This window comes from Bradyrhizobium sp. USDA 241 (assembly GCF_049739505.1).
GTDB classification, from domain to species: Bacteria; Pseudomonadota; Alphaproteobacteria; order Rhizobiales; family Xanthobacteraceae; genus Bradyrhizobium; species Bradyrhizobium liaoningense.
In genome coordinates, this window is the sequence record NZ_JBMGPZ010000005.1 from 3,424,829 (window position 1) to 3,445,464 (window position 20,636).

General features: G+C 64.9%; 15 protein-coding genes. 8 read left to right on the plus strand and 7 right to left on the minus strand.

Translation table 11 applies throughout. From position 1 onward, the window contains the following. Positions 1 to 132: 132 nt before the first annotated feature. The 3 genes from sufB to ABIF91_RS38430 all read right to left on the minus strand — a co-directional run bounded on the left by sufB (position 133) and on the right by ABIF91_RS38430 (position 4,124). A complete protein-coding gene (gene sufB, locus ABIF91_RS38420) occupies positions 133 to 1,629 on the minus strand; it encodes a Fe-S cluster assembly protein SufB (RefSeq protein ID WP_028177243.1) in 1,497 nt (498 codons plus the stop codon). 113 nt (positions 1,630 to 1,742) lie between these two features. Further along, complete coding sequence (locus tag ABIF91_RS38425; RefSeq protein WP_028177242.1) at positions 1,743 to 2,882, minus strand: cysteine desulfurase family protein; 1,140 nt, start codon at positions 2,880 to 2,882, stop codon at positions 1,743 to 1,745. Positions 2,883 to 2,930: 48 nt separating this feature from the next. Beyond that, positions 2,931 to 4,124, minus strand: coding sequence for an acyltransferase family protein (locus ABIF91_RS38430; protein ID WP_028177241.1), 1,194 nt, complete (start codon positions 4,122 to 4,124; stop codon positions 2,931 to 2,933). 182 nt (positions 4,125 to 4,306) lie between these two features. Between ABIF91_RS38430 and ABIF91_RS38435 the strand changes: the two genes are divergently transcribed. After that, the gene (locus ABIF91_RS38435) at positions 4,307 to 5,155 is read left to right on the plus strand and encodes a LytTR family DNA-binding domain-containing protein (protein ID WP_244430099.1); all 849 of its coding nucleotides are present in this window, start codon (positions 4,307 to 4,309) and stop codon (positions 5,153 to 5,155) included. Positions 5,156 to 5,490: 335 nt separating this feature from the next. Further along, entirely contained in the window at positions 5,491 to 6,138 is a 648-nt protein-coding gene (locus ABIF91_RS38440) for an alpha/beta hydrolase (protein ID WP_024337874.1), read from the plus strand. Here the strand turns inward: ABIF91_RS38440 and ABIF91_RS38445 are convergent. The 3 genes from ABIF91_RS38445 to ABIF91_RS38455 form a co-directional block, all read right to left on the minus strand. Then, on the minus strand, positions 6,135 to 6,458 hold the full coding sequence (locus ABIF91_RS38445; protein ID WP_028177239.1) for a DMT family transporter: 324 nt from the start codon (positions 6,456 to 6,458) through the stop codon (positions 6,135 to 6,137). The two genes, ABIF91_RS38440 and ABIF91_RS38445, sit on opposite strands and share 4 nt — an antisense overlap. Before the next feature lie 9 nt (positions 6,459 to 6,467). Continuing rightward, positions 6,468 to 7,145, minus strand: a complete 678-nt coding sequence (locus ABIF91_RS38450; RefSeq protein ID WP_028177238.1) for a glutathione S-transferase family protein — start codon at positions 7,143 to 7,145, stop codon at positions 6,468 to 6,470. A gap of 97 nt (positions 7,146 to 7,242) precedes the next feature. After that, positions 7,243 to 8,346 (minus strand): anhydro-N-acetylmuramic acid kinase, encoded by a 1,104-nt coding sequence (locus tag ABIF91_RS38455; protein WP_028177237.1) that lies wholly within the window; start codon positions 8,344 to 8,346, stop codon positions 7,243 to 7,245. Between the two features lie 165 nt (positions 8,347 to 8,511). On the opposite strand from ABIF91_RS38455, the gene tyrS reads away from it, so the two are divergent. The 5 genes from tyrS (at position 8,512) to ABIF91_RS38480 (ending at position 15,774) form a co-directional block, all read left to right on the plus strand. After that, positions 8,512 to 9,765, plus strand: coding sequence for a tyrosine--tRNA ligase (gene tyrS / locus ABIF91_RS38460; protein ID WP_028177236.1), 1,254 nt, complete (start codon positions 8,512 to 8,514; stop codon positions 9,763 to 9,765). A 57-nt stretch (positions 9,766 to 9,822) separates the two neighbouring features. After that, positions 9,823 to 11,094, plus strand: a complete 1,272-nt coding sequence (locus tag ABIF91_RS38465) for an MFS transporter (protein ID WP_028177235.1) — start codon at positions 9,823 to 9,825, stop codon at positions 11,092 to 11,094. A gap of 218 nt (positions 11,095 to 11,312) precedes the next feature. Further along, positions 11,313 to 11,750, plus strand: coding sequence for a DoxX family protein (locus ABIF91_RS38470; protein ID WP_028177234.1), 438 nt, complete (start codon positions 11,313 to 11,315; stop codon positions 11,748 to 11,750). A 364-nt stretch (positions 11,751 to 12,114) separates the two neighbouring features. Continuing rightward, a complete protein-coding gene (locus ABIF91_RS38475; RefSeq protein WP_284277878.1) occupies positions 12,115 to 13,809 on the plus strand; it encodes a methyl-accepting chemotaxis protein in 1,695 nt (564 codons plus the stop codon). 270 nt (positions 13,810 to 14,079) lie between these two features. Continuing rightward, entirely contained in the window at positions 14,080 to 15,774 is a 1,695-nt protein-coding gene (locus tag ABIF91_RS38480; protein ID WP_284277876.1) for a methyl-accepting chemotaxis protein, read from the plus strand. 99 nt (positions 15,775 to 15,873) lie between these two features. Here ABIF91_RS38480 and ABIF91_RS38485 read toward each other — a convergent pair whose 3' ends face one another. After that, entirely contained in the window at positions 15,874 to 19,683 is a 3,810-nt protein-coding gene (locus ABIF91_RS38485) for a DUF3971 domain-containing protein (protein WP_424579718.1), read from the minus strand. 195 nt (positions 19,684 to 19,878) lie between these two features. On the opposite strand from ABIF91_RS38485, the gene ABIF91_RS38490 reads away from it, so the two are divergent. Continuing rightward, positions 19,879 to 20,568, plus strand: a complete 690-nt coding sequence (locus tag ABIF91_RS38490; protein WP_080659875.1) for a peroxiredoxin family protein — start codon at positions 19,879 to 19,881, stop codon at positions 20,566 to 20,568. The last annotated feature ends 68 nt before the right edge of the window (positions 20,569 to 20,636 follow it).

The window sequence follows — 20,636 nt, forward strand, 5'->3', positions numbered from 1 at the left end:
AATGTTTTTCCATCTATCCCCTCATCCTGAGGAGCGCCGAAGGCGCGTCTCGAAGGATTGAGGCCACCAATCTTTCCGAAATCCATCCTTCGAGACGGCCGCTGACGCGGCCTCCTCAGGATGAGGCCGGAGCTAGCCGACCGACCCTTCGAGCGAGATCGAGATCAGCTTCTGCGCCTCTACCGCGAATTCCATCGGCAGCTGCTGCAGCACGTCCTTGACGAAGCCGTTGACGACGAGGCCGACCGCCTCTTCCTGGCTGAGCCCGCGCTGGATGCAGTAGAACAGCACGTCCTCGGAGATCTTCGAGGTGGTCGCCTCGTGCTCGAACGTCGCCGACGAGTTCTTCGCCTCGATGTACGGCACGGTGTGCGCGCCGCATTTGTCGCCGATCAGCAGCGAATCGCAGGCCGTGAAGTTGCGCGCGCCGGTCGCCTTGCGGTGCGCCGTGACGAGGCCGCGATAGGTGTTCTGCGACTTGCCGGCGGCGATGCCCTTGGAGATGATCCGGCTCGTCGTGTTCTTGCCGAGATGGATCATCTTGGTGCCGCTGTCGACCTGCTGATAGCCGTTCGAGATCGCGATCGAATAGAACTCGCCGCGCGAATTGTCGCCGCGCAGGATGCAGCTCGGATATTTCCAGGTGATCGCCGATCCCGTCTCGACCTGGGTCCAGGAGATCTTGGAGTTGTTGCCGCGGCAGTCGCCACGCTTGGTGACGAAATTGTAGATGCCGCCCTTGCCTTCCGAATTGCCGGGATACCAGTTCTGCACCGTCGAATATTTGATCTCGGCATCGTCATGCGCGACGAGCTCGACCACGGCCGCGTGCAGCTGGTTCTCGTCGCGCTGCGGCGCGGTGCAGCCTTCGAGATAGGAGACGTAGGAACCCTTGTCGGCGATGATCAGCGTGCGCTCGAACTGGCCGGTGTTGCGCTCGTTGATGCGGAAATAGGTCGACAGCTCCATCGGGCAGCGCACGCCGGGCGGCACGTAGACGAACGAGCCGTCGGAGAACACCGCCGAGTTCAGCGTCGCGTAGAAATTGTCCGAGGTCGGAACCACCGAGCCGAGATACTTCTGCACCAGCTCAGGATGCTCGCGGATCGCCTCCGAGATCGGCATGAAGATCACGCCGGCCTTCTTCAGCTCGGCCTTGAACGTGGTGGCAACCGACACCGAGTCGAACACCGCATCGACCGCAATCTTGCGCCGGGCCGGGTCTTCCTCGCCAGGTTTGGGCTCGACGCCTTCGAGCATGGCGACTTCCCGCAAGGGGATGCCGAGCTTCTCGTAGGTCTTCAGGATCTCCGGATCGATCTCGTCGAGCGAGGAGATCGTCTTCTTCGGCTTCGGCGCCGAATAGTAATAGAGGTCCTGGAAGTCGATCTTGGGATAGTCGACGCGCGCCCAGGTCGGCTCCGTCATGGTCAGCCAGCGCCGATAGGCTTCAAGCCGCCACTGCAGCATCCAGGCGGGCTCGTTCTTCTTCCCGGAGATGAACTTGACGGTTTCTTCCGACAGCCCCTTGGGGGCCTTGTCGGACTCGATCAGGGTCTCAAACCCATAACGATACTGGTCGACGTCGATGCGCTTCACGCGCTCGACCGTCTCTTGTACGGCTGGCATTTCATCCTCCGCTCGCGGTTTCAAGGACCGCGGTGGATCAAACTCGGTCGAGTATTACGATATTTCTCTGCGGAAAGCACGGGCTTAGAACCGTTCGAGCCGTGTTTCATCGCTTAGCCCTTAAGTAGGGTATTACCAAGCGTTCGCCAAGCCTCTAACGCCCTATTGATGTCATCTGGCTCCGTGGACCAGCCCAGACTGAGGCGCACCGCTCCCTGGGCGACCGAGGGGGCGTAGCCCATGGCAGACAGGACGTGGGACGGCTGGACCTTGCCGGAGGAGCAGGCGGAGCCGGAGGAGACGGCGATCCCCTCCAGGTCGAAGCCGATTACGGCAGTTTCGGCCTTCAGGCCCGCCGCGGTGAAGAGCACGGTATTTGGCAATCGCTCCACGTCATCTGCAAAGACCGTCGCTCCGGCAAGGTCGCGAAGGCCATTTTCCAAACGATCTCTGAGAGTTGCCATTCGCTTCACATCCTCCGGCAGAGCCTGAAGCGCGGCTTTCACCGCCGCCCCGAAGCCGGCGATCCCCGCGACATTCTCGGTTCCGGCCCGACGGCTGAGCTCCTGCCCGCCACCCCGCAGCACCGGCTCCAGGCCGCCGATCCCCTCGGTCATCACCAATGCGCCGACCCCCTTGGGGCCACCGATCTTGTGCGCAGAAAAGGTGGCAAGGTCTGCGCCTACGGAATTGATATCGAAAGGGATTTTACCCAGCGCCTGGATCGCATCCACGTGCAGGAGGCCGCCGGCCTCATGGACGACGCTTGCGGCCTCAGCGACGGGCTGGAGCGCGCCGGTCTCGTTATTGGCAGCCATGATTGAAACCAAAGCTGGCGGGCCGTCCTCGAGCTGTGCCTTCAGATCATCGAGATCGACCACGCCGGAGCGCGTAACCCGGATCTGGCCGATCCTGTCCGACGGGAACCGGCCGCCTGCCAGCACCGAGGCATGCTCAACCGCCGAGACCAGCAGCCGCTCGACGGGGCCTCCCCACGGCCCCCGCAGACCCGGCGAGAGCGCCAGCGCATTGGCCTCGGTTCCAGCGGAGGTGAAGATGACGTTCCGCGGCAGCGCGCCGACCGCGGCCGCCAGCGCGGCACGCGCCTCCTCGACCAGCCGTCGCGCCTCCCGCCCCTCGGCATGGACCGATGACGGATTGCCGACGAGGTCATAGGCCGCGACCATCGCCGCCCGCGCCTCGGGGCGCAGCGGCGTGGTCGCATTCCAGTCGAGATAGACACGTGTCGGCATCTCGCCCTCATAGCACCTTTTGCCAGCGGACCAACGGGACGGAGCGTATCAGACCGGCTGGTGCTGCTCCGTCCTGAGCACTGTCCGCGGCACCGCCCGCAATCCGAACAGCGGCCGCAGGCAGGCGATGCGCCGGACGATTTCGTAGGTCGTCACACATGTGAGTGCGGTCCCGATGATGACGATGAACGCCTCGATCCCGGCCGGCATACCGGTGTCATGCAATTGATGGGCGATCACGATGATCGCGGTCTGATGCACGATGTAGTACGGGAAGATCGCGTCGGTCAGATAGCGACGCACGGGTCCGTCGGCTGTGAAGTAGCGCCGCGCAAAGCCGAGCACGGCTGCAATCGCGAGCCATTGGTAGCCACCATAGGCCGAGGCGGCGGCCCACTTCAGCGCCGGCGATGGCGCAAACAGACCGGCGCGAACCAGGATGAAGGCCGAGAAGCAGACGGCCGCAGCGACCAATGCCACCCAACGCCAGCCCTCGACGTTGCGCCAGATCCCTTCCTGCTTCGCCAGCAGAAAGCCGATCAGGAAGGCCGTGGCGTGGTCCCCGTGGTTGTACCAGTCGCCGAACAACGCATGCGTCGACGGGAAGGCCGGGAACAGCACCAGACGCCAAGCCACAAACAGCAGGCACGGCACGATCAGGAGCGATGGCCCGGCGAGCAAGACGGCCAGCTTGCGGCCGAGCCAGTCGGCGCCGGCCGGCCAAAGCGCGAGCACGCCGAGCAAGGCCATCGTGTAGACCCACAGATAGACCACGAACCAGAGATGGTTCCAGGTCGGCAACACGATGCAGGGGTTCGGACAGAACTGCGCCCCGAAGGCAAGATAGTGCCGGGTGTAGAAATCGAAAAAGCCCGCGGAATAGCCGAGGCTCTCGACGATCTGGAGGTAGGACTGCGGCGGCACGATGATGAGCATGCCGAAGATCAGCGGGATCAAGAGCCGCGCCGACCGCGCACCGGCCAGCGAGGCGAGACTCGACTTGTCCAGCATGAAGCGTGTGGCAACCCCGGACACCAGAAACAGAAGCGACAGCCGCCAGGGGTTGAGAAACAGCATCACCGGTTCCAGCCAGGTGAGCCGGTGCACGCTCTTGATGTGAAATCCCCAGGACACGTAAAGCATGCCGACGTGGTAGAAGATCAGCAGCCCAAAGGCTAAAATTCGCACCCAGTCCAGATCGATGCGCCTGTCCGAGCTTTGGAACTGCTGTGGTGTTGTCATGGTATTCTGCTCCTTGACGGGACGACGAACGCGGTTTCCGGGCCATGGCTGCTGACACCGAAAATGCTCCGCCGGCGGCGCGCGTCGAGCCGGTTTGGGATCAGAATCGGACGCGGGGGGACGAGCCGCCCGCGGCCGGGACGAGTCGCGGGCCTTTTGGGACCAGCGGCGGCGACCAGACGATGTTCGCCGCGATTGCGGCGGTTGCGCTCGCGATCGGAATCGTCAACGCGTTTTCGGGCGCTCAGGACGCCGCCTGGCGCGGCGACCGCTACGACATCGGCCGGCGGCTGTTCTGGGAGATGTCGAGCATTGCCGTCATCCTGCTGCTGCTGCCGATCCTGGTGCTGGCGGTCCGCCGCATGCGCCGGACGCCCGGCCTTGCCGTCCGCGCAGCAATCGGGGCGATCACCCTGCTCGGCTTTTCGGCGCTCCACATCACCGGCATGGTCTGGGTGCGGAAGCTTGCGCTCTGGCTCGCCGGCGGGGCCTACGATTTCCGTTTTTCGCTTGCGACGGTCCTTTACGAATTCCGCAAGGATGCCGTGGCGGTCGTCCTGATCGCCGGCACGATCTGGCTGCTCGAAAGCCGCCGCGAGCTGAAGAGCGCCGCGGCCGCTCCGCCGGCACCACAGGGCCCCCAACAGGCTTCATCGCCGGATGTGATCTGGCTGCGCGACGGTACGCGCCGCCTTCGCGTGGTGCCGCACGACATCCTCTGGGTCGCGTCCGCCGGCAACTATATCGAATACAGCCTCGCCGACGGCAGCCAGCACCTGATCCGGGGCACGCTGGCGGCCGCGGAAAGCGAGCTGGCGCGATTTTCCATCGTCCGCGTTCATCGGACCAGGCTTGCCAATCTCGACCGGGTGCGCGGCGTGGACCTCAAGCCTTCAGGAGATTTCGAGCTCGCCTTCGACAACGGGCAGTCGCTCGGGGGCAGCCGACGCTACCGGCCGGCGGTCGTCTCGCTCGGAAGCCGAACCGACCCCGGAATCAACATTGCCGATCGACCGGCGAAACAGTCGTGATTCCAATTGGTTGAGCGCTGCCCTCCGGCGGCGGCCGGCTCCTGCCGTTCTCCGGTTGACCTCGGGCAGGTCCCGATCAGGGGCGGCAGGCCGAAGATGACGCTGCCATGACTGACTAAGCTCTTGAGCCCATTGAGAGATGTCGAAGATGCTTGCTTTTTGACCCTTGCCTCGTGCTAGAACGCGCGCGTCAGTTCACCTGCGCGCCACTCGCGCATCATCCGAGGGCGCGCCTCTCCACCCTCATTCGTGCTCCCGTCGGCAGCAACGCTGATGGAGCCACAGTCGGTTGATTGCGCAGGGATCACCTCCAAGGGACTCAATCAGAGACATCCATGCCTGAAGTCATTTTTACCGGCCCTGCGGGCCGTCTCGAAGGCCGCTATCACCCGGCCAAGCAGAAGAACGCGCCGATCGCGATGATCCTGCATCCGCATCCGCAGTTCCACGGCACGATGAACCATCAGATCGTGTACCAGTGCTACTACGCCTTCGCGCATCGCGGCTTCTCGGTGCTGCGCTTCAATTTCCGCGGCGTCGGCCGCAGCCAGGGTTCGTTCGACCACGGCACCGGCGAATTGTCGGATGCAGCCGCCGCGCTCGACTGGGCGCAGACCATCAATCCCGAAGCGCGCGCCTGCTGGGTCGCCGGCTTCTCGTTCGGCGCCTGGATCGGCATGCAGCTGCTGATGCGCCGCCCCGAGGTCGAAGGCTTCATCTCGATCGCGCCGCCCGCGAACCTCTATGACTTCTCGTTCCTAGCGCCCTGCCCGTCGTCGGGCCTGATCGTGCATGGCGAGAAGGATGCGGTGGTGCCGCCCAAGGACGTCAACACGCTGGTCGAGAAGCTGAAGACGCAGAAGGGCATCGTGATCGACCAGCAGATCATCCCCGGCGCCAACCATTTCTTCGACGCCAAGCTCGAGCCGCTGATGGAAACCATCACGGCGTATCTGGACATGCGTCTCGCCAACGTGCGCTAAGCCAGCTTGAGCGCGACGATCCCCATCAAGACGAGCGCGATGCCCGCAAGCTTCATCGCGCTCAAGGACTCGCCGAACAGCACCACGCCCATCAGGAAGGTGCCGGCGGCGCCAATGCCGGTCCAGACCGAATAGGCAACGCCGACCTCGAGCACCTTCAAGGCGCGTCCCAGCAGGAAGACGAAGGCAGCGAGCAGCACGAGCGACGCGATGCTCCAGCCGGGTCGCGTGTAGCCTTCCGCATTCTTCATCGCGATCGCCCAGCCGACGTCGAGCAGGCCCGCGAGCATGAGCATGGCCCAAGCCAATGACGGCGACATGGCGCGCGCTCAGGCCGCAAGCCTGAGCAGATGCGCGTCGTGCCGCACGAGGAAGGCGCGCAGCAATTGCGGATAGTCCGCGCCGACCGCGCTGCGCACACTCGGACGTTTCGCGAGTTCGGCGCGCCACGCACGGACCTTCGGTACATCGCGGAAGATGCCGTGCTCGGTCAATTCGTCGAACAGATCGAAATAGCGGAAGACCGGCGCGAACACGGCGTCGACGAGACTGAACGCGTCGCCGGAAAAGAATGGGCCTGCGTCGAGCGCGGCCTCGACGCGCGCAAATTTCGCCGCGAGCGCCTGACGCTTGTTCTCGAACGTCGCCGGATCGGTCGTGGTTTCCAGGCCCCAGAGATCACCGAGGATCGCCGAGCCGAACTCCATCCAGGCGCGGTGCTCGGCGCGTTTCAAAGCATCCGCCGGATGCAGCTTCGCACCGCCTTGCGTCTCCTCGATGTACTCGCAGATGACGTTGCTCTCGAACAGCGCGACCTCGCCCTTCTCCGTCGTCACCACAAGCACCGGCACCTTGCCGAGCGGAGACAGCTTCAGAAACCAGTCGGGCTTGCTGGCGAGATCGATGTCGATCCGCTCGAACGGCACGCCCTTCTCTTTCAGCGCGATCACCGCGCGCTGCACATAGGGACAAAGCTTGTGGCTGATCAGTTTGAGCGAGGCGGTCATGGCAGCGATCCCGACGGGTTGATGCAATTGCATCCAGTATAGATGCATTTGCATGTATTCGTCAAGATCAATGCATCTGCATTAATTGGCCGCGATCTCAGGGCCGCGCCATGACCCCGCCCGTCATCGGCATCGGCACGCCCGTGGTGGACGGATAGGACAGCGGCAGGCCCTTCAAGCCGCGGGCGGCGAGGAATCCGAAGGCCTGCGCCTCGATGGCGTCGGAGGCCCAGCCGAGCGTGTCGGCGGCCTCGACGGTCGCCGAGCCCACGCGCTCCCGCAGCATCCGCAGCATGGTCAGGTTGCGGGCGCCGCCGCCGCAGACGATCCAGCTCCGCGGCCGCCGCGGCAACAGCGGAATGATGCGGGCAATCGCCGCTGCGGTGAAGGCGGTCAGCGTCGCGGCACCGTCGGCCGGAGCGACGTCGCCGAGTTTCAGAGCGGCAAAATCGTTGCGGTCGAGCGATTTCGGCGGGGGCAGCGCAAAGAACGGAAGTTCCAGCGCCCGCGCAATCCAGGCATCATCCACCTTGCCGAGCGCTGCGAATTTGCCTTCCGCATCGAACGCCTGGTTCATGGTGCGGTACATGAAATCGTCCAGCAGCGCATTGCCCGGGCCGGTGTCGCAGGCAATCAGCGCGTCGTTGCCGTCGATATAGGTGATGTTGGAGACGCCGCCGATATTGACCACGACGATCGGCCCCTCGCGCTGCAGCGATTGGACGAGCGCCCGGTGGTAGACCGGCACGAAGGGCGCACCCTGCCCGCCGGCCTCGACGTCGGCCGCGCGGAAATCATACATGACGGGAATATGGATCGCCTTGGCCAGTGCCGGCCCATCGCCGATCTGCACCGTCAGCCGCTTCTCGGGCCGGTGCAGCACGGTCTGGCCGTGGAAGCCGACGATGTCGATGTCCTCCGGCCTCATGCGGTTCTGGGCGAGGAAGGCAGTGACCGCCTCGGCATGGGCCCGCGTCACCGCGCGCTCGGCATCGGCCAGAATGCCCGGGCGGGCGTCGCGTTGCGGCAGATGCACGGCCTCGCTCAGCGCCTGGCGCAGCAGGTTGCGCTCGGCCGGGCTGTAGGCCCGGTAGCCGGTCGGCCCGAACGCCTTCACCTGTTTTCCGTCGGTTTCGATCAGCGCGACATCCACCCCGTCCAGCGAGGTGCCGCTCATCAGACCGAGTGCCGTCAACATCATGGATCAGCGTCCTCAAGAGACCCGCCCTGGCCTGCCGATCTTGTGCCAGAGGGACACATCTTATAATGCCAACGCGCCAGGTGGCGGGCGGTCATCGGGTTCCCGCGGAAGACCCTTAAATTGCCCTCAAAACAGTAAACCAAGAATTGTCAGGCACGCCGACAGATGACTGCATTTAAATCGGATTTCCTCAATATCCTGCAGGAACGTGGATTTATCCACCAGTGCTCCGATTTCGAGGGGCTGGATGCGCTTGCCGCCAAGGGCGAAGCCATCGCCTATGTCGGCTACGATTGCACCGCCCGCTCGCTGCACATCGGCAATTACCTGACCATGATGATGCTGCACTGGCTCCAGCAGTCCGGCAACAAGCCGATCACGCTGATGGGCGGCGGCACCACCATGGTGGGCGACCCCTCCGGCAAGGATGAGACGCGCGCGATGCGCACCGTCGCCGAGATCGAGGCCAACAAGGAATCGATCCGCGGCGTGTTCGCAAAGGTGCTCCGCTATGGCGAGGGCAAGAGCGACGCCATCATGCTCGACAATGCGGAGTGGCTGACCAAGCTGAACTGGATCGAGATGCTGCGCGATGTCGGCCGGCACTTCTCGGTCAATCGCATGCTGACCATGGATTCCGTGCGGCTGCGTCTCGAGCGCGAGCAGGAGATGAGCTTCATCGAGTTCAACTACATGGTCTGCCAGGCCTACGACTTCGTCGAGCTGGCCAAGCGCACCGGCTGCCGCTTGCAGATGGGCGGCTCGGACCAGTGGGGCAACATCATCATGGGCGTCGATCTCGGCCGCCGCATGGGCACCCACCAACTGTTCGCGCTGACGACACCGCTGCTGACGACCGCGTCGGGCGCCAAGATGGGCAAGACCGCGCAAGGCGCGGTGTGGCTCAATGCCGACCAGTTCTCGTCCTATGATTTCTGGCAGTACTGGCGCAACACCGAGGACGCCGACGTCGGCAAGTTCCTGAAGCTGTTCACGACGCTGCCGATCGCCGAGATCAAGAAGCTCGAGGCGCTGGGCGGCTCGGAGATCAACGAGGCCAAGAAGGTGCTCGCGACCGAAGCAACCGCGCTGCTGCACGGCCGGGACGCCGCGAACGAAGCGGCGGAGACCGCGCGCCGCACCTTCGAGGAAGGCGCGCTCGCTGAAAGCCTGCCGACCGTGGAAATTCCGCGTGGCGAGCTGGACGCCGGCCTCGGCGTGCTCAACGCTTTCGTCAAGGCAGGCTTGGTTGCCTCCAACGGTGAAGCCCGGCGGCAGATCAAGGGCGGCGGCCTGCGCGTCAACGACGCGCCAATTACCGACGAGAAGATGGCGCTGTCGACTGGCAATCTGACGCCGGAAGGTGTGATCAAGCTGTCCTTCGGCAAGAAGAAGCACGTGCTCATCAAGCCTGCATAGGCGTATGAGCTTTTCACTGCTTGTCAGGTCGCGCCGAAGCGCGCCTCCTGACCGGCAATGGACCAGAACGCGACCAAGGAAACGACAGCGGAAGCGAGCAAGGAACACGCCGGAAGCACCAGGCCGACCGCGGTGCGCACCGCTCTCGTCGTGCTCGGCCTGTGCTTTACGCTGGCGGTTCTTGGGCGCGGGCTCAGCGAGAGCTTCACCGTCTTCCTCAAGCCGATCTCCGAAAATCTTGGCTGGGACCGTGCCCAGGCCGTCTCGATCTATTCACTGACCTGGCTCGTCAGCGGCCTGACCGCACCGTTGGTCGGGCGCCTCTTCGATCATTCCGGACCGCGTATCGTCTATGCGCTCGGGTTGGTCCTGCTCGGTTCGGCCTTTCTGATCGCGAGCCATGCGCAAGCCCTCTGGCAATTCCAGCTCTTGATCGGCATCTGCCTCGGCATCGGCGTCGCCTTCATCGGCAATGTGCCCAACTCGATCCTGCTCGGCCGCTGGTTCGGCCCAAAGCTGCCGACCGCCATGGCCGTGGTCTATTCGGCGATGGGCGGCGGCGTGCTGGCATTGCTTCCGGCCTCGCAGCTTCTGATCGATCATCTCGGCTGGCGCGAAACCTATCAGGTCTACGGCCTCGCCGCGCTCGGGCTGCTGGTGCCGCTGCTGCTCCTGCCCTGGCGCATGTTTGCGGCCGGCTCACCGCACGTCGCCAAGAAGACCGATCCGGATTTCGTCGACGGCGGCTGGACCCTTGTGAGCGCGATGCGTCACCATGCCTTCTGGGCGCTGTTCTCGACCTTCTTCTTCACCGCGGTCGGAATGTATTCCATCGCGGCGCAGATCGTGGCCTATTTGATCGACGCCGGCTTTCCGCCGCTCCAGGCTGCGACCGCCTGGGGCTTCTCCGGCGTCGTGCTGGTGTTCGGCATGCTCGGCGTCTCCGCGCTCGACGGACTGATCGGACGCCGGCCGTCGGTGCTGCTCAGCTACGCGATCTCGATCCTCGGCATCGTTCTGCTCTGGCTGCTGCAGTACTATCCGAACGTCATCCTGCTCACCGGTTTCGTCGTCTGCTTCGGCAGCATGATGGGCTCCCGCGGGCCGCTGATCACCGCCACCGCGATGAAGATTTTTCGCGGCAAGCGCGTCGGCACCATCTTCGGCACGATCTCGATCGGCAGCGGCCTGGGCTCGGCCTTCGGCTCATGGAGCGGCGGTCTGATTCACGACGCAACACACGGCTACAATCTCCTGCTGGTCTTCGCGCTTGCGAGCGTGATCCTCGGAATGATTCCATTCCTGATCGTCCCCGCCTTGCGGGAGTAGGTCTCCCCGACGTAACCTGCATCCCTTGGCGTCACCGGGATATTACGTACGAGCCCCAGGCGAACGCGCAAAAAAGGCGGATCGCGCGCGGCTGAAAAGCCGGGCCTGCGGTGTTTTGTCCGACATGACAAAAATGTCAGCGCGGAATTGATCGTAGGTGGCTTGCGAGACGAAACTGAATGCGGTCCAAGTCGCAGCATTGGATGGAGGGCAAACCAATGGACTTTCCTTATCTCTCTCGCTTTCAACCGGTTCTGCTGAGCCTGTTTCGCTTCGTCACCGGCCTGTTGCTGTTCCAGTACGGCGTCGCCAAGCTGTTCAAGTTTCCGGTGCTTCCCTACTTCGCCAACATTCCGCCGCTGATCTGGACGGCCGGCGCGATCGAGCTCGTGCTCGGCGCGCTCCTGATGCTCGGCCTGTTCACGCGGCTCACCGCGTTCATCCTCGCGGGTGAAATGGCCTTCGCCTACTTCATGGGCCACATGTTCAAGGGCGAGACGCCGGTGTTCCTGCCGCTGCTGAACGGCGGCACCGCCGCGATCCTGTTCTGCTTCGCCTGTCTCTATCTCTCGGCGGCCGGCGGCGGCTCGGTGAGCGTCGATGCCGCGATGGGCAAGGAGAGCGGCGCAGGCGGCGACGCCTATGCGCGGCGCTGACGCGCGCTTCGCCGGTTAACCTGAAAGTAAGACGGCACCGGCGGATTTGCCGGTGCCGGTCAGCGCGTCCCCAGCACGTTCCAGATGAGAACGAGGACCGCCACGAGCAGCACGGACATGATGATTCGGTGAACGAATCGATTCATGAGCGCTCCTGCGACGCAGGTTGACCAAAGCGAAAAACCAATTCTCTCCGGCATCCGCATTGGCCTGCACCGACGCCTGTCGTCGGTTTGGTTGCAGGCTTGCGCATAGGACCGCACCGCAGCTTTCGCGCGGCGCGGTCCTGCGCGCGCATGTTCACGTTTGGTAAGAACTTCCTGCTACCCATGCGAGCAATAACAATCATTCCGTAGGGGCTGTGATGAAGCTGCTGAGCCATTTGAAGATCCGCACCAAGCTTGCCAGCATGGTCTGCCTTGCGGCTCTCACAGTCACGGCCATCATCGGCGTATCGGCCGTGCTCAGCAAGAGCCGCATGATGGAGGACCGCGTCCAGCAGATGCGGACCGCCGTCGAGCTCCTCTACAACTACGCCCAAGCGCTCCAGGACGAAGTGACCGCCGGCAAGCTGACGCCGGCCGAGGCCAAGAGCCTGTTCCACCAGCGCGGCCGCCGCATGAACTTCAACGGCAACCAGGGCTATCCGGTGGTTTACAATCAGGATGGCTCCCTGGTCGTGAACGGCGCCAATCAGCAGCTCGAAGGCAAGATCACCGGCGCCAAGGATTCCAACGGCGTGCTGATCGCCGAGGCCATCATCAAGGCCGGCAGCGAGACCGCGCAGGGCGGCGTCACCTCCTATCTCTATCCCCGTCCCGGCCAGACCGAGCCGCTCCGCAAGACCGTGTTCGCGCGTAAATTCGCGCCCTGGAACGTGACGATCAGCTACGGCCTCTATGTCGACGACATCGATGCCGATGTGCGCGCCTTGACACTCGAGCTCGCCGCGATCGGCGTCGGCCTGATGCTGCTGATGGCGGCGCTGTCCTGGCTGATCGCCCGCGACGTGCTCGGCGCGCTCGACCGTCAGAAGACCCGCATGCAGGCGATCTCCGAAGGCGCCATCGACAAGCCGGTCGAGGAGACCGACCGCGGCGACGAGCTCGGCCGCATGGCCGAGACCCTCGAAGTCCTGCGCCAGACGGCGCTGACGGCCCGCACGCTCGAGGCCGAGCAGGCCGCCACAAAGACGCGCACCGAACAGGAGAAGCGCGAGGCCCTGATCGCCCTCGCCGACCGCTTCGATGCCTCCGTCGGCCAGCTCGTCGGCCTGATGGCCTCCGGCTCCGGTGAACTCGAGAATACCGCCAAGTCGATGTCCTCCACCGCCGAAGGCACCAACCGCCGTGCCGCCGTGGTCGGCTCCGCCGCCACCGAGGCCAGCCAGCGCGTCCAGACCGTCGCGGCCGCCGCCGAAGAGCTCTCCTCCTCCATCACCGAGATCAGCCGTCAGGTCGCGCAATCCGCCGAGGTCACCGGCCGTGCCGTAGACAGCGCCCGCCGCACCGACACCATCGTGCGTGCATTGTCCGACGGCGCGCAGCAGATCGAGCACGTCGCCGAGCTGATCTCCAGCATCGCGGCACAGACCAACCTGCTTGCGCTCAACGCCACCATCGAGGCCGCCCGCGCCGGCGAAGCCGGCCGCGGCTTTGCGGTCGTCGCCTCCGAGGTGAAGTCGCTGGCGAGCCAGACTGCGGAAGCCACCCGCGAGATCGGCGACAAGATCGCCCAGATCCAGGGCGCGACCAAGGAAGCGGTGGACGCCATCGGCGGCATCACCGCCACCATCGAGGAGGTCAGCCGCATCGCGACCTCGATCGGCGCCGCCATCGAGGAGCAAGGCGCCGCCACCGCCGAGATCGCCCGCAGCGTCTCGCAGACGGCGGAGGCGACCAAGGAGGTCACCACCAATATCGGCGTCGTCTCCACCGCCGCCAACGAGACCGGCAACGCCGCCGGCATGGTGCTCGCCGCAGCCTCGAACCTCTCCAAGCAGGCCGAGCAGCTCTCCGGCGAAGTCGGAACGTTCCTGGCAGGTGTGCGCGCGGCGTAAGCTGCGCAGCATCTGGGGCGGTTCACCGCGACGCCGTGCATCGGCGAATCGATACTCGATCGAACCCGCCTGATCGCGCGAACGCAGGCACGATCCATTTTTTCTTGACTACGTCGTCGCAAGCGCCGGCTTTTCGCCTGCGTATGCCTGTCCACGACTGCGCAGATTGCGCTGCGCCTGAACACGCCATCCTCTACGTTCAGGAATGGTAAGAATTTCCTGATACGGCTGCGCGAGAACAAGCATTCTACAACCGTTCCCGAGGCCGTCATGTCGCTGCTCAGTCACCTGAAGATCCGCACCAAGCTCGCCAGCATGGTCTGTCTCGCGGCGCTCACCGTCACCGCTCTCATCGTCGGGTCGAGCTATCTCAGCAAGACCCGCATGCTCGAAGATCGCGCACGCCAGATGCAGACGGCGGTCGATCTGCTGCACGGCTTCGCGCAATCGCTTCAGGACGATGTGACCGCCGGCAAGATGACGCTCGCCGATGCGCAAGCCCAGTTCAAGCTGCGCGGCCGGCAGATGAAGTTCAACGGTGGCCAGGGCTATCCCGTCGTCTACACCGCCGATTCAACCGTTATGATGAACGGCGGCGCGCCTCAGCTCGAGGGCAAGAACAACGGGATCAAGGATGCCAATGGCATCGTGATCGGCGATGCCACGGTCAGCACGGCCAAGCAGGCGGCTGAAGGCGCGATCCTGTCCTATCTCTTCCCGCGTCCGGGCGAGACCGTTCCGGTTCGCAAACTGGTGTTCGCGCGCCACTTTGCGCCCTGGAACGTCGCGATCGCCTACGGCCTCTATGTCGACGACATCGACGCCGATGTGCGCGCCTTGACACTCGAGCTCGGCGCAATCGGCCTCGGCCTGATGCTGCTGATGGCGACGCTGTCCTGGCTGATCGCCCGCGACGTGCTCGGCGCGCTCGAGCGCCAGAAGACCCGCATGCAGGCGATCTCCGAAGGCGCCATCGACAAGCCGGTCGAGGAGACCGATCGCGGCGACGAGATCGGCCGCATGGCCGAGACCCTCGAAATCCTGCGCCAGACGGCATTGACGGCGCGCGCGCTCGAGGCCGAACAGGCCGCCACCAAGACGCGCACCGAGCAGGAGAAGCGCGAGGCGCTGATCGCACTTGCCGACCGCTTCGATGCCTCCGTCGGCCAGCTCGTGGGCCTGATGGCCTCCGGCTCCGGCGAGCTCGAGAATACCGCCAAGTCGATGTCCTCGACCGCCGAAGGCACCAACCGCCGTGCCGCCGTGGTCGGCTCCGCCGCCACCGAGGCCAGCCAGCGCGTCCAGACCGTCGCGGCCGCCGCCGAAGAGCTCTCCTCCTCCATCACCGAGATCAGCCGTCAGGTCGCGCAATCCGCCGAGGTCACCGGGCGCGCCGTCGACAGCGCCCGCCGCACCGACACCATCGTGCGTGCATTGTCCGACGGCGCGCAGCAGATCGAGCACGTCGCCGAGCTGATCTCCAGCATCGCGGCACAGACCAATCTGCTTGCGCTCAACGCCACCATCGAGGCCGCCCGCGCCGGCGAAGCCGGCCGCGGCTTTGCGGTCGTCGCCTCCGAGGTGAAGTCGCTGGCGAGCCAGACTGCGGAAGCCACCCGCGAGATCGGCGACAAGATCGCCCAGATCCAGGGCGCGACCAAGGAAGCGGTGGACGCCATCGGCGGCATCACCGCCACCATCGAGGAGGTCAGCCGCATCGCGACCTCGATCGGCGCCGCGATCGAGGAGCAAGGCGCCGCCACCGCCGAGATCGCCCGCAGCGTCTCGCAGACCGCCGAGGCGACCAAGGAGGTCACCACCAATATCGGTGTCGTCTCCACCGCCGCCAACGAGACCGGCAATGCCGCCGGCATGGTGCTCGCTGCGGCCTCGAACCTCTCCAAGCAGGCCGAGCAGCTCTCCGGCGAAGTCGGAACGTTCCTGGCAGGCGTGCGCGCCGCCTAACGCGCCACCCCGACTCGAGACGTTTAGCGCGAAAGCGTCGCCACATTCGTCATGGCCGGGCTTGTCCCGGGCATGACGAGCACTTGGGAATGTGGGCGTTTATCGCCGCGCGAGGCTGCAACCGCTCGACAGCTGGCGCGTCGATCCCGTCGAGCCGTCGTTGGACTGCGATGGGAATTCGTCGAACGGCGAGTTCTGCTTGCCGGTGTTGAACTCGAAGATCTTCCGGAACAGGCCGGGGGCCATCGCCGAGATCGGATTGACGCGCATCACCGGGGCCGCCGGGGTGCCGACGACCTCGTAGGTCACGCCGATCAGTCCCTCGTTGTTGCCGCCGCCGAGGAAGATGCCGAACAACGGGATCTGGCCGAAGATGTTGTTGACGCCGTACATCGGCACGAAGGTGCCGCTCATGCACACCTGGTTGCCGGGATAGTCGATCGAGCCCTCGATGGTGGCACCGATCATCGGCCCCTTGACCACGCCGTCGCGGACCGTGAGCGCACCGTTCTGCCGCGTGAACTCGGCGCGAAGCGCGCTGAAGGAGACGCCATTCCCGGTGCCGTTGGGCGCGCCGGCGGCAACGCGTTCGAGCTGCGCCTCGCCCTTCACCATGAAGTCGCGCACATTGATCAGGCCCTCGCGCGAGGCGTTCGACTCGGACGTCGGCGGCTCCATCGCCACCACCATCTGGCCGCCGACCGCCTTGGTGTAGGTGTCGGTGAAGCGCAGCAGCGCGCCGGCATCGTTGGTTTGCAGATAGATCACCTCGCGGCTGCCCTGCGCGCGGCCGCCGCGCAGATCGGCTGCCACCGGTGTGTCGCGGCCGATCTTGCCGCTCAGCGTGAAGGCTTTGACGGCGCCGTTGCGTTTCGACATCTTGGCATCGACGCTGCGCATGGCCTCGCCGTTGAATCCGGCGACGGCACCGAGCTTCACGTCGATGTCGAAATCGACGTTCTTCAGCTTGCTCTTGCCGTCGTCCCTGGAATTGCCTGAGATCGCCGACTTCAGGAAACCGCGGCCGTCGAACACGTCGCCGCGCATGGTGCCGCGCACCACGCCGTCCTGGCTGCGCTCCACTTTGAGCGACGCCTTGTCGCCGTCGGACGGCGCATAGGTCGGGAAGTTGGCGTTCATGAGATCGCCGTTCGCGTCGATCTCGAGCGAGCCCTTGATCGAGGCTCCGCCACCGTCGATGACGATGTCCTCGAATCGCGTCGATTGCGCCGTCGGCACCACCTTGAAGCTCGCCTTGGCGGATTTGCCCGGCAGCTTGACCCAGCCGGGAAGGATGTTGTCGAGCTTGACCGAGGTCAGGTCGGCCTCGACGCCGAGCTTGGTCGTCTGATCCGCGCCACTTGCGATCTTGCCCGAGAGCTTGATCGGCAACGATCCGCTGACGGCGGGGCTCAGATCGAATCCCAGGCGCGCGCGGCTGGCATCGTCCAGCGTCGCCTGCAATCGGACGTCCGCATCGCCCTCGGCCGGCTTGCGATAATCGAGCGAGGCCGCCTGGCCGTTGATCTTGACGTCGCCCTTGACCTGATAGCCCTGGTTATTGGCGACGATCTTGAGGTTGTTGGCCTCCAGCTTCTGGTTCATCACCAGCTTCTCGGCGGCAAAGCCGTTGAGGTCGGCGGTGACGGCATAGGTGGTGTCAGCCTTGGTCAATTCGCCCTTGACCGGCATGCCGAGCTGGATGTTCGCCGAGAACGTCCCCTTGCTGGTGTTGGGATCGACGACTGTCGACGACAGATCGCTCAGCCGATCATTGGCGAGCATTTCGGCGGCCGCAGGCACCGGGCCATCGACCCGGAACCTGCTCCGCGACGGCGACGGCTTGGGCGCCATATCGGGCACCTCGAAGACGAAGTCGGAGATCGTGACCTTGCGCCCCGAAGGCGTATCCGCAACGCCCTGCCCGATGTTCACGGTCGCAGTGCGCCCGGTCACGCGCGCCTTCAAATCGGCATCGCGCACCACCGGCATGCCGTCCACGGGGCGGACCGCGACACCGCTCGCCACGATGTTGACCGACAGGCCGTCGTCCGGAATCGGCGGGCCTCTGCGCGGGAGGTTCTTCGTCGGCGAGTTGATGCCGATCTCGATGCGCTGGAGCGTACCGCGCTCGATCCGTTCGATCACCCATTCGCGCAGTTCGGGAACGATCAGCGTCGGCCACATCCGCTTCAAGGCTGAGGCCGACATCGGCGTTCCCGCAAAGCCCAGCGTCAGCCGCGGCTCGCCGGAATAGTCGATGGCACCGGTGCCGGCGACGCCGATCTCGCCATTGCTGATGTCGGCCTGCGTCAGCAAGAGGCGCTTGTGATCCGTGTCGAAGCGGACTCCGATCGCAATGCGGTTGAAGACGAGCGGCGGCTCGTTGTCGATGCCGCCGAGAAGAATCGAACCGCCGCTGAAGCCGAGCTGCCAGTCGTTGGTGGTGCCGTTGGGCGGCTCGAGATGAGCCAGCAGCGTCAGGCGGTTCGCGCCGGAGAGAATCTTGAACGGAGCGACCAGCACGCGCCGGTTGGCGTCCCACTCGACATTGATCTCGGCCGAGTCGATTGCCATCGGATAGTCGGGCGTGTCGGTGTCGATGATGTTGCCGGCGCCGACCGCGATCTTGCCGCGGAAGAAGGTCGGTACGCCGTCGCGGCCGAGCTCGCCCTTGAGTTCGCCGGTCAGCGGCAGGTCGGCGGTATAGGTGAAGTCCTTCACCCGCAGCGCCAGCAGGATGTTGGAGGTCGAGACCTTGTCGGCCTTGATGTCGACGGAGCGCACGCCATTCTCGGCGGGACCGATCGTGGCGCGCAGCATCCACGGGCGCGCGCCCTCCTCGCCGAGGCTGAGCGCGACGCCGCCGCGGCTCGGCCGGCGCAGGCTGAGCGTGATGTTCTCAAACGACCATTTGCTGCCGCGCTGCTGATCGTCGACGACCAGGTTGCCGTTCTTGAGGCCGATCTCGTTGAGGTTCTGGCCGTCGAGGCCGGTCATGCTCAGGCTGTCGAGCCAGTCGAGGCCCTGGAGAATGACACTCTGTGCTGTCGCCTGCGGGGCGGCTTGCGACACCTCCGGGCTCGCGGGCGCGGTCGCAAATGGCGGCGGCGGGACACCGCCACGCGGGAATGTCGGCGGCAGGCCGGCGTCCTTCTTGGACGCGACGCCGGTCGCGAGCGGCTTCGCGATGTCGCCGGCCGACACGGTGACGGTGCCATCGGGCGCGATGCGGATCGCGAGCTCGGCATCGACGAGATTGAGGCTTTCGGCGCGCAGGTGCCCCATCAGGAGACCCGCACTCGACAGCTTCACCTCGGCCTTCGGCGCGCTGGCGACGATGGCGTGATCGCGGTCGCGAACGATGATGTCTCGGATGCGGACGGCGATGCGGACCCGGCCGGCGCGCTCGATCTGGGTGCCGCCGATCTCAACCGTGTTGCCGTGGCCGATATTGTCCTCGATCGCGGCCGCCAGCCATGGCGTTGCGATGTCCAGATTGATGGGACCGGCGCCGAGCCTCCACCACAGCGCGCCGAAACAGCCGACGAAGATGACGAGCAGGGTGCCGAGAACCACCGCGATGCGCTTCAGCCAGCGACCACCACCCAGCCGGCGGCGCAAGCCGCCGAATCCGCCACCGAAGCGATGGAAGCCCGAACCGGAACGCGCCAGCAGCCGCCGCGCGCGATGACCCGCCGCCGCTTCCTGATCCGGATCCCAGTCGGCGTCGTCCCATTCCTGCGGCTCATGTTGGCCGCCGCGCCGATCGAAATCCCGGTTGTAGTCCTGGGGCGACGTATTCCTTGCCATTGCTTCTCGATACAGGCGCCCGTCGTAGGATTGAGCGCCGCCGGGACCGCAGCCGGCCACGGGAAGTGATGCTCCCTGCGCCGGCACTGCCGCCATACCTCGTATATTCCTGCTGTTCGTCATTTCGCCCCGGGAGCGCGTTCAACGAGCAGTGGGGTGGTCGGTGGAATTCCTTGTAACCATACTCCGGCGTCGTCAGACTTGCCCAGCCGAAGGCGCGATTCCGGCACGCCGGACGAGGGCTGCAATACCGCTTCGATTGACCCGCCGAAAGCGTCGAAAGGAAGGCGTATGTCCCAGAAATCCCGAAAGAAATCGTCCAAAACGTCCTCCGGCAGTTCGACCGCCAAAAAGAAGACCGCGAAAACGCGGGCATCGACTCAAGCAAAGTCCGCGAAAACACAGCGGACACCGGCAGGCAAATCAACCGGGACCATAGCAAAAGCAGGATCACATAAGGCCGCGTCGAAACAGTTAAATTCATCCAAAACGGCGTCTCCGCCCGCGCAGGCGAAGTCCGGCCTGGCTGAGGGCCAGAAGGCCCCCGCCTTCCGCTTGCCCCGCGACGGCGGCGACGTGGTCACGCTGGCGGACTATGCCGGGCGAAAGCTCGTCCTGTTCTTCTATCCCCGGGCCGACACGCCCGGCTGCACGCGGGAGGCGATCGACTTCACCCGCCTGGCCGGCGCCTTCACTGCCGCAGGGACGGCCGTGCTCGGCATCTCCGCCGATCCGTTAAAGGCCCAGGAGAAGTTCCGCGACAAGCACAAGCTCGGCGTACCCCTCATCTCGGATGAGAAACATGAGATGCTGGAGGCCTATGGCGCCTGGGGCCAAAAATCCATGTATGGCAAAAGCTTCCTGGGAATTCTTCGCACCACGATACTGATCGGTCCCGATGGCCGGGTGACCCGGATCTGGCGCAATGTCCGGGTCGACGGCCATGCCGACGAGGTGCTGGAAGCGGCAAGAAGCCTTTAACCAGTCCGTTGAATTCGCTCGTTCCCGTTTCCAGAAAATTAACCATGACCGGCCCAGATTGCTGCGGC

Coding starts and splice junctions, on each gene's coding strand:
- ABIF91_RS38485 (WP_424579718.1), bottom strand. CDS start 19,683: ATGGCGGCAGTGCCGGCGCAGGGAGCATCACTTCCCGTGGCCGGCTGC.
- sufB (WP_028177243.1), bottom strand. CDS start 1,629: ATGCCAGCCGTACAAGAGACGGTCGAGCGCGTGAAGCGCATCGACGTC.
- ABIF91_RS38475 (WP_284277878.1), top strand. CDS start 12,115: ATGAAGCTGCTGAGCCATTTGAAGATCCGCACCAAGCTTGCCAGCATG.
- ABIF91_RS38445 (WP_028177239.1), bottom strand. CDS start 6,458: ATGTCGCCGTCATTGGCTTGGGCCATGCTCATGCTCGCGGGCCTGCTC.
- ABIF91_RS38455 (WP_028177237.1), bottom strand. CDS start 8,346: ATGATGTTGACGGCACTCGGTCTGATGAGCGGCACCTCGCTGGACGGG.
- ABIF91_RS38440 (WP_024337874.1), top strand. CDS start 5,491: ATGCCTGAAGTCATTTTTACCGGCCCTGCGGGCCGTCTCGAAGGCCGC.
- ABIF91_RS38490 (WP_080659875.1), top strand. CDS start 19,879: ATGTCCCAGAAATCCCGAAAGAAATCGTCCAAAACGTCCTCCGGCAGT.
- ABIF91_RS38465 (WP_028177235.1), top strand. CDS start 9,823: ATGGACCAGAACGCGACCAAGGAAACGACAGCGGAAGCGAGCAAGGAA.
- ABIF91_RS38480 (WP_284277876.1), top strand. CDS start 14,080: ATGTCGCTGCTCAGTCACCTGAAGATCCGCACCAAGCTCGCCAGCATG.
- ABIF91_RS38470 (WP_028177234.1), top strand. CDS start 11,313: ATGGACTTTCCTTATCTCTCTCGCTTTCAACCGGTTCTGCTGAGCCTG.
- ABIF91_RS38425 (WP_028177242.1), bottom strand. CDS start 2,882: ATGCCGACACGTGTCTATCTCGACTGGAATGCGACCACGCCGCTGCGC.
- ABIF91_RS38450 (WP_028177238.1), bottom strand. CDS start 7,145: ATGACCGCCTCGCTCAAACTGATCAGCCACAAGCTTTGTCCCTATGTG.
- ABIF91_RS38435 (WP_244430099.1), top strand. CDS start 4,307: ATGTTCGCCGCGATTGCGGCGGTTGCGCTCGCGATCGGAATCGTCAAC.
- ABIF91_RS38430 (WP_028177241.1), bottom strand. CDS start 4,124: ATGACAACACCACAGCAGTTCCAAAGCTCGGACAGGCGCATCGATCTG.
- tyrS (WP_028177236.1), top strand. CDS start 8,512: ATGACTGCATTTAAATCGGATTTCCTCAATATCCTGCAGGAACGTGGA.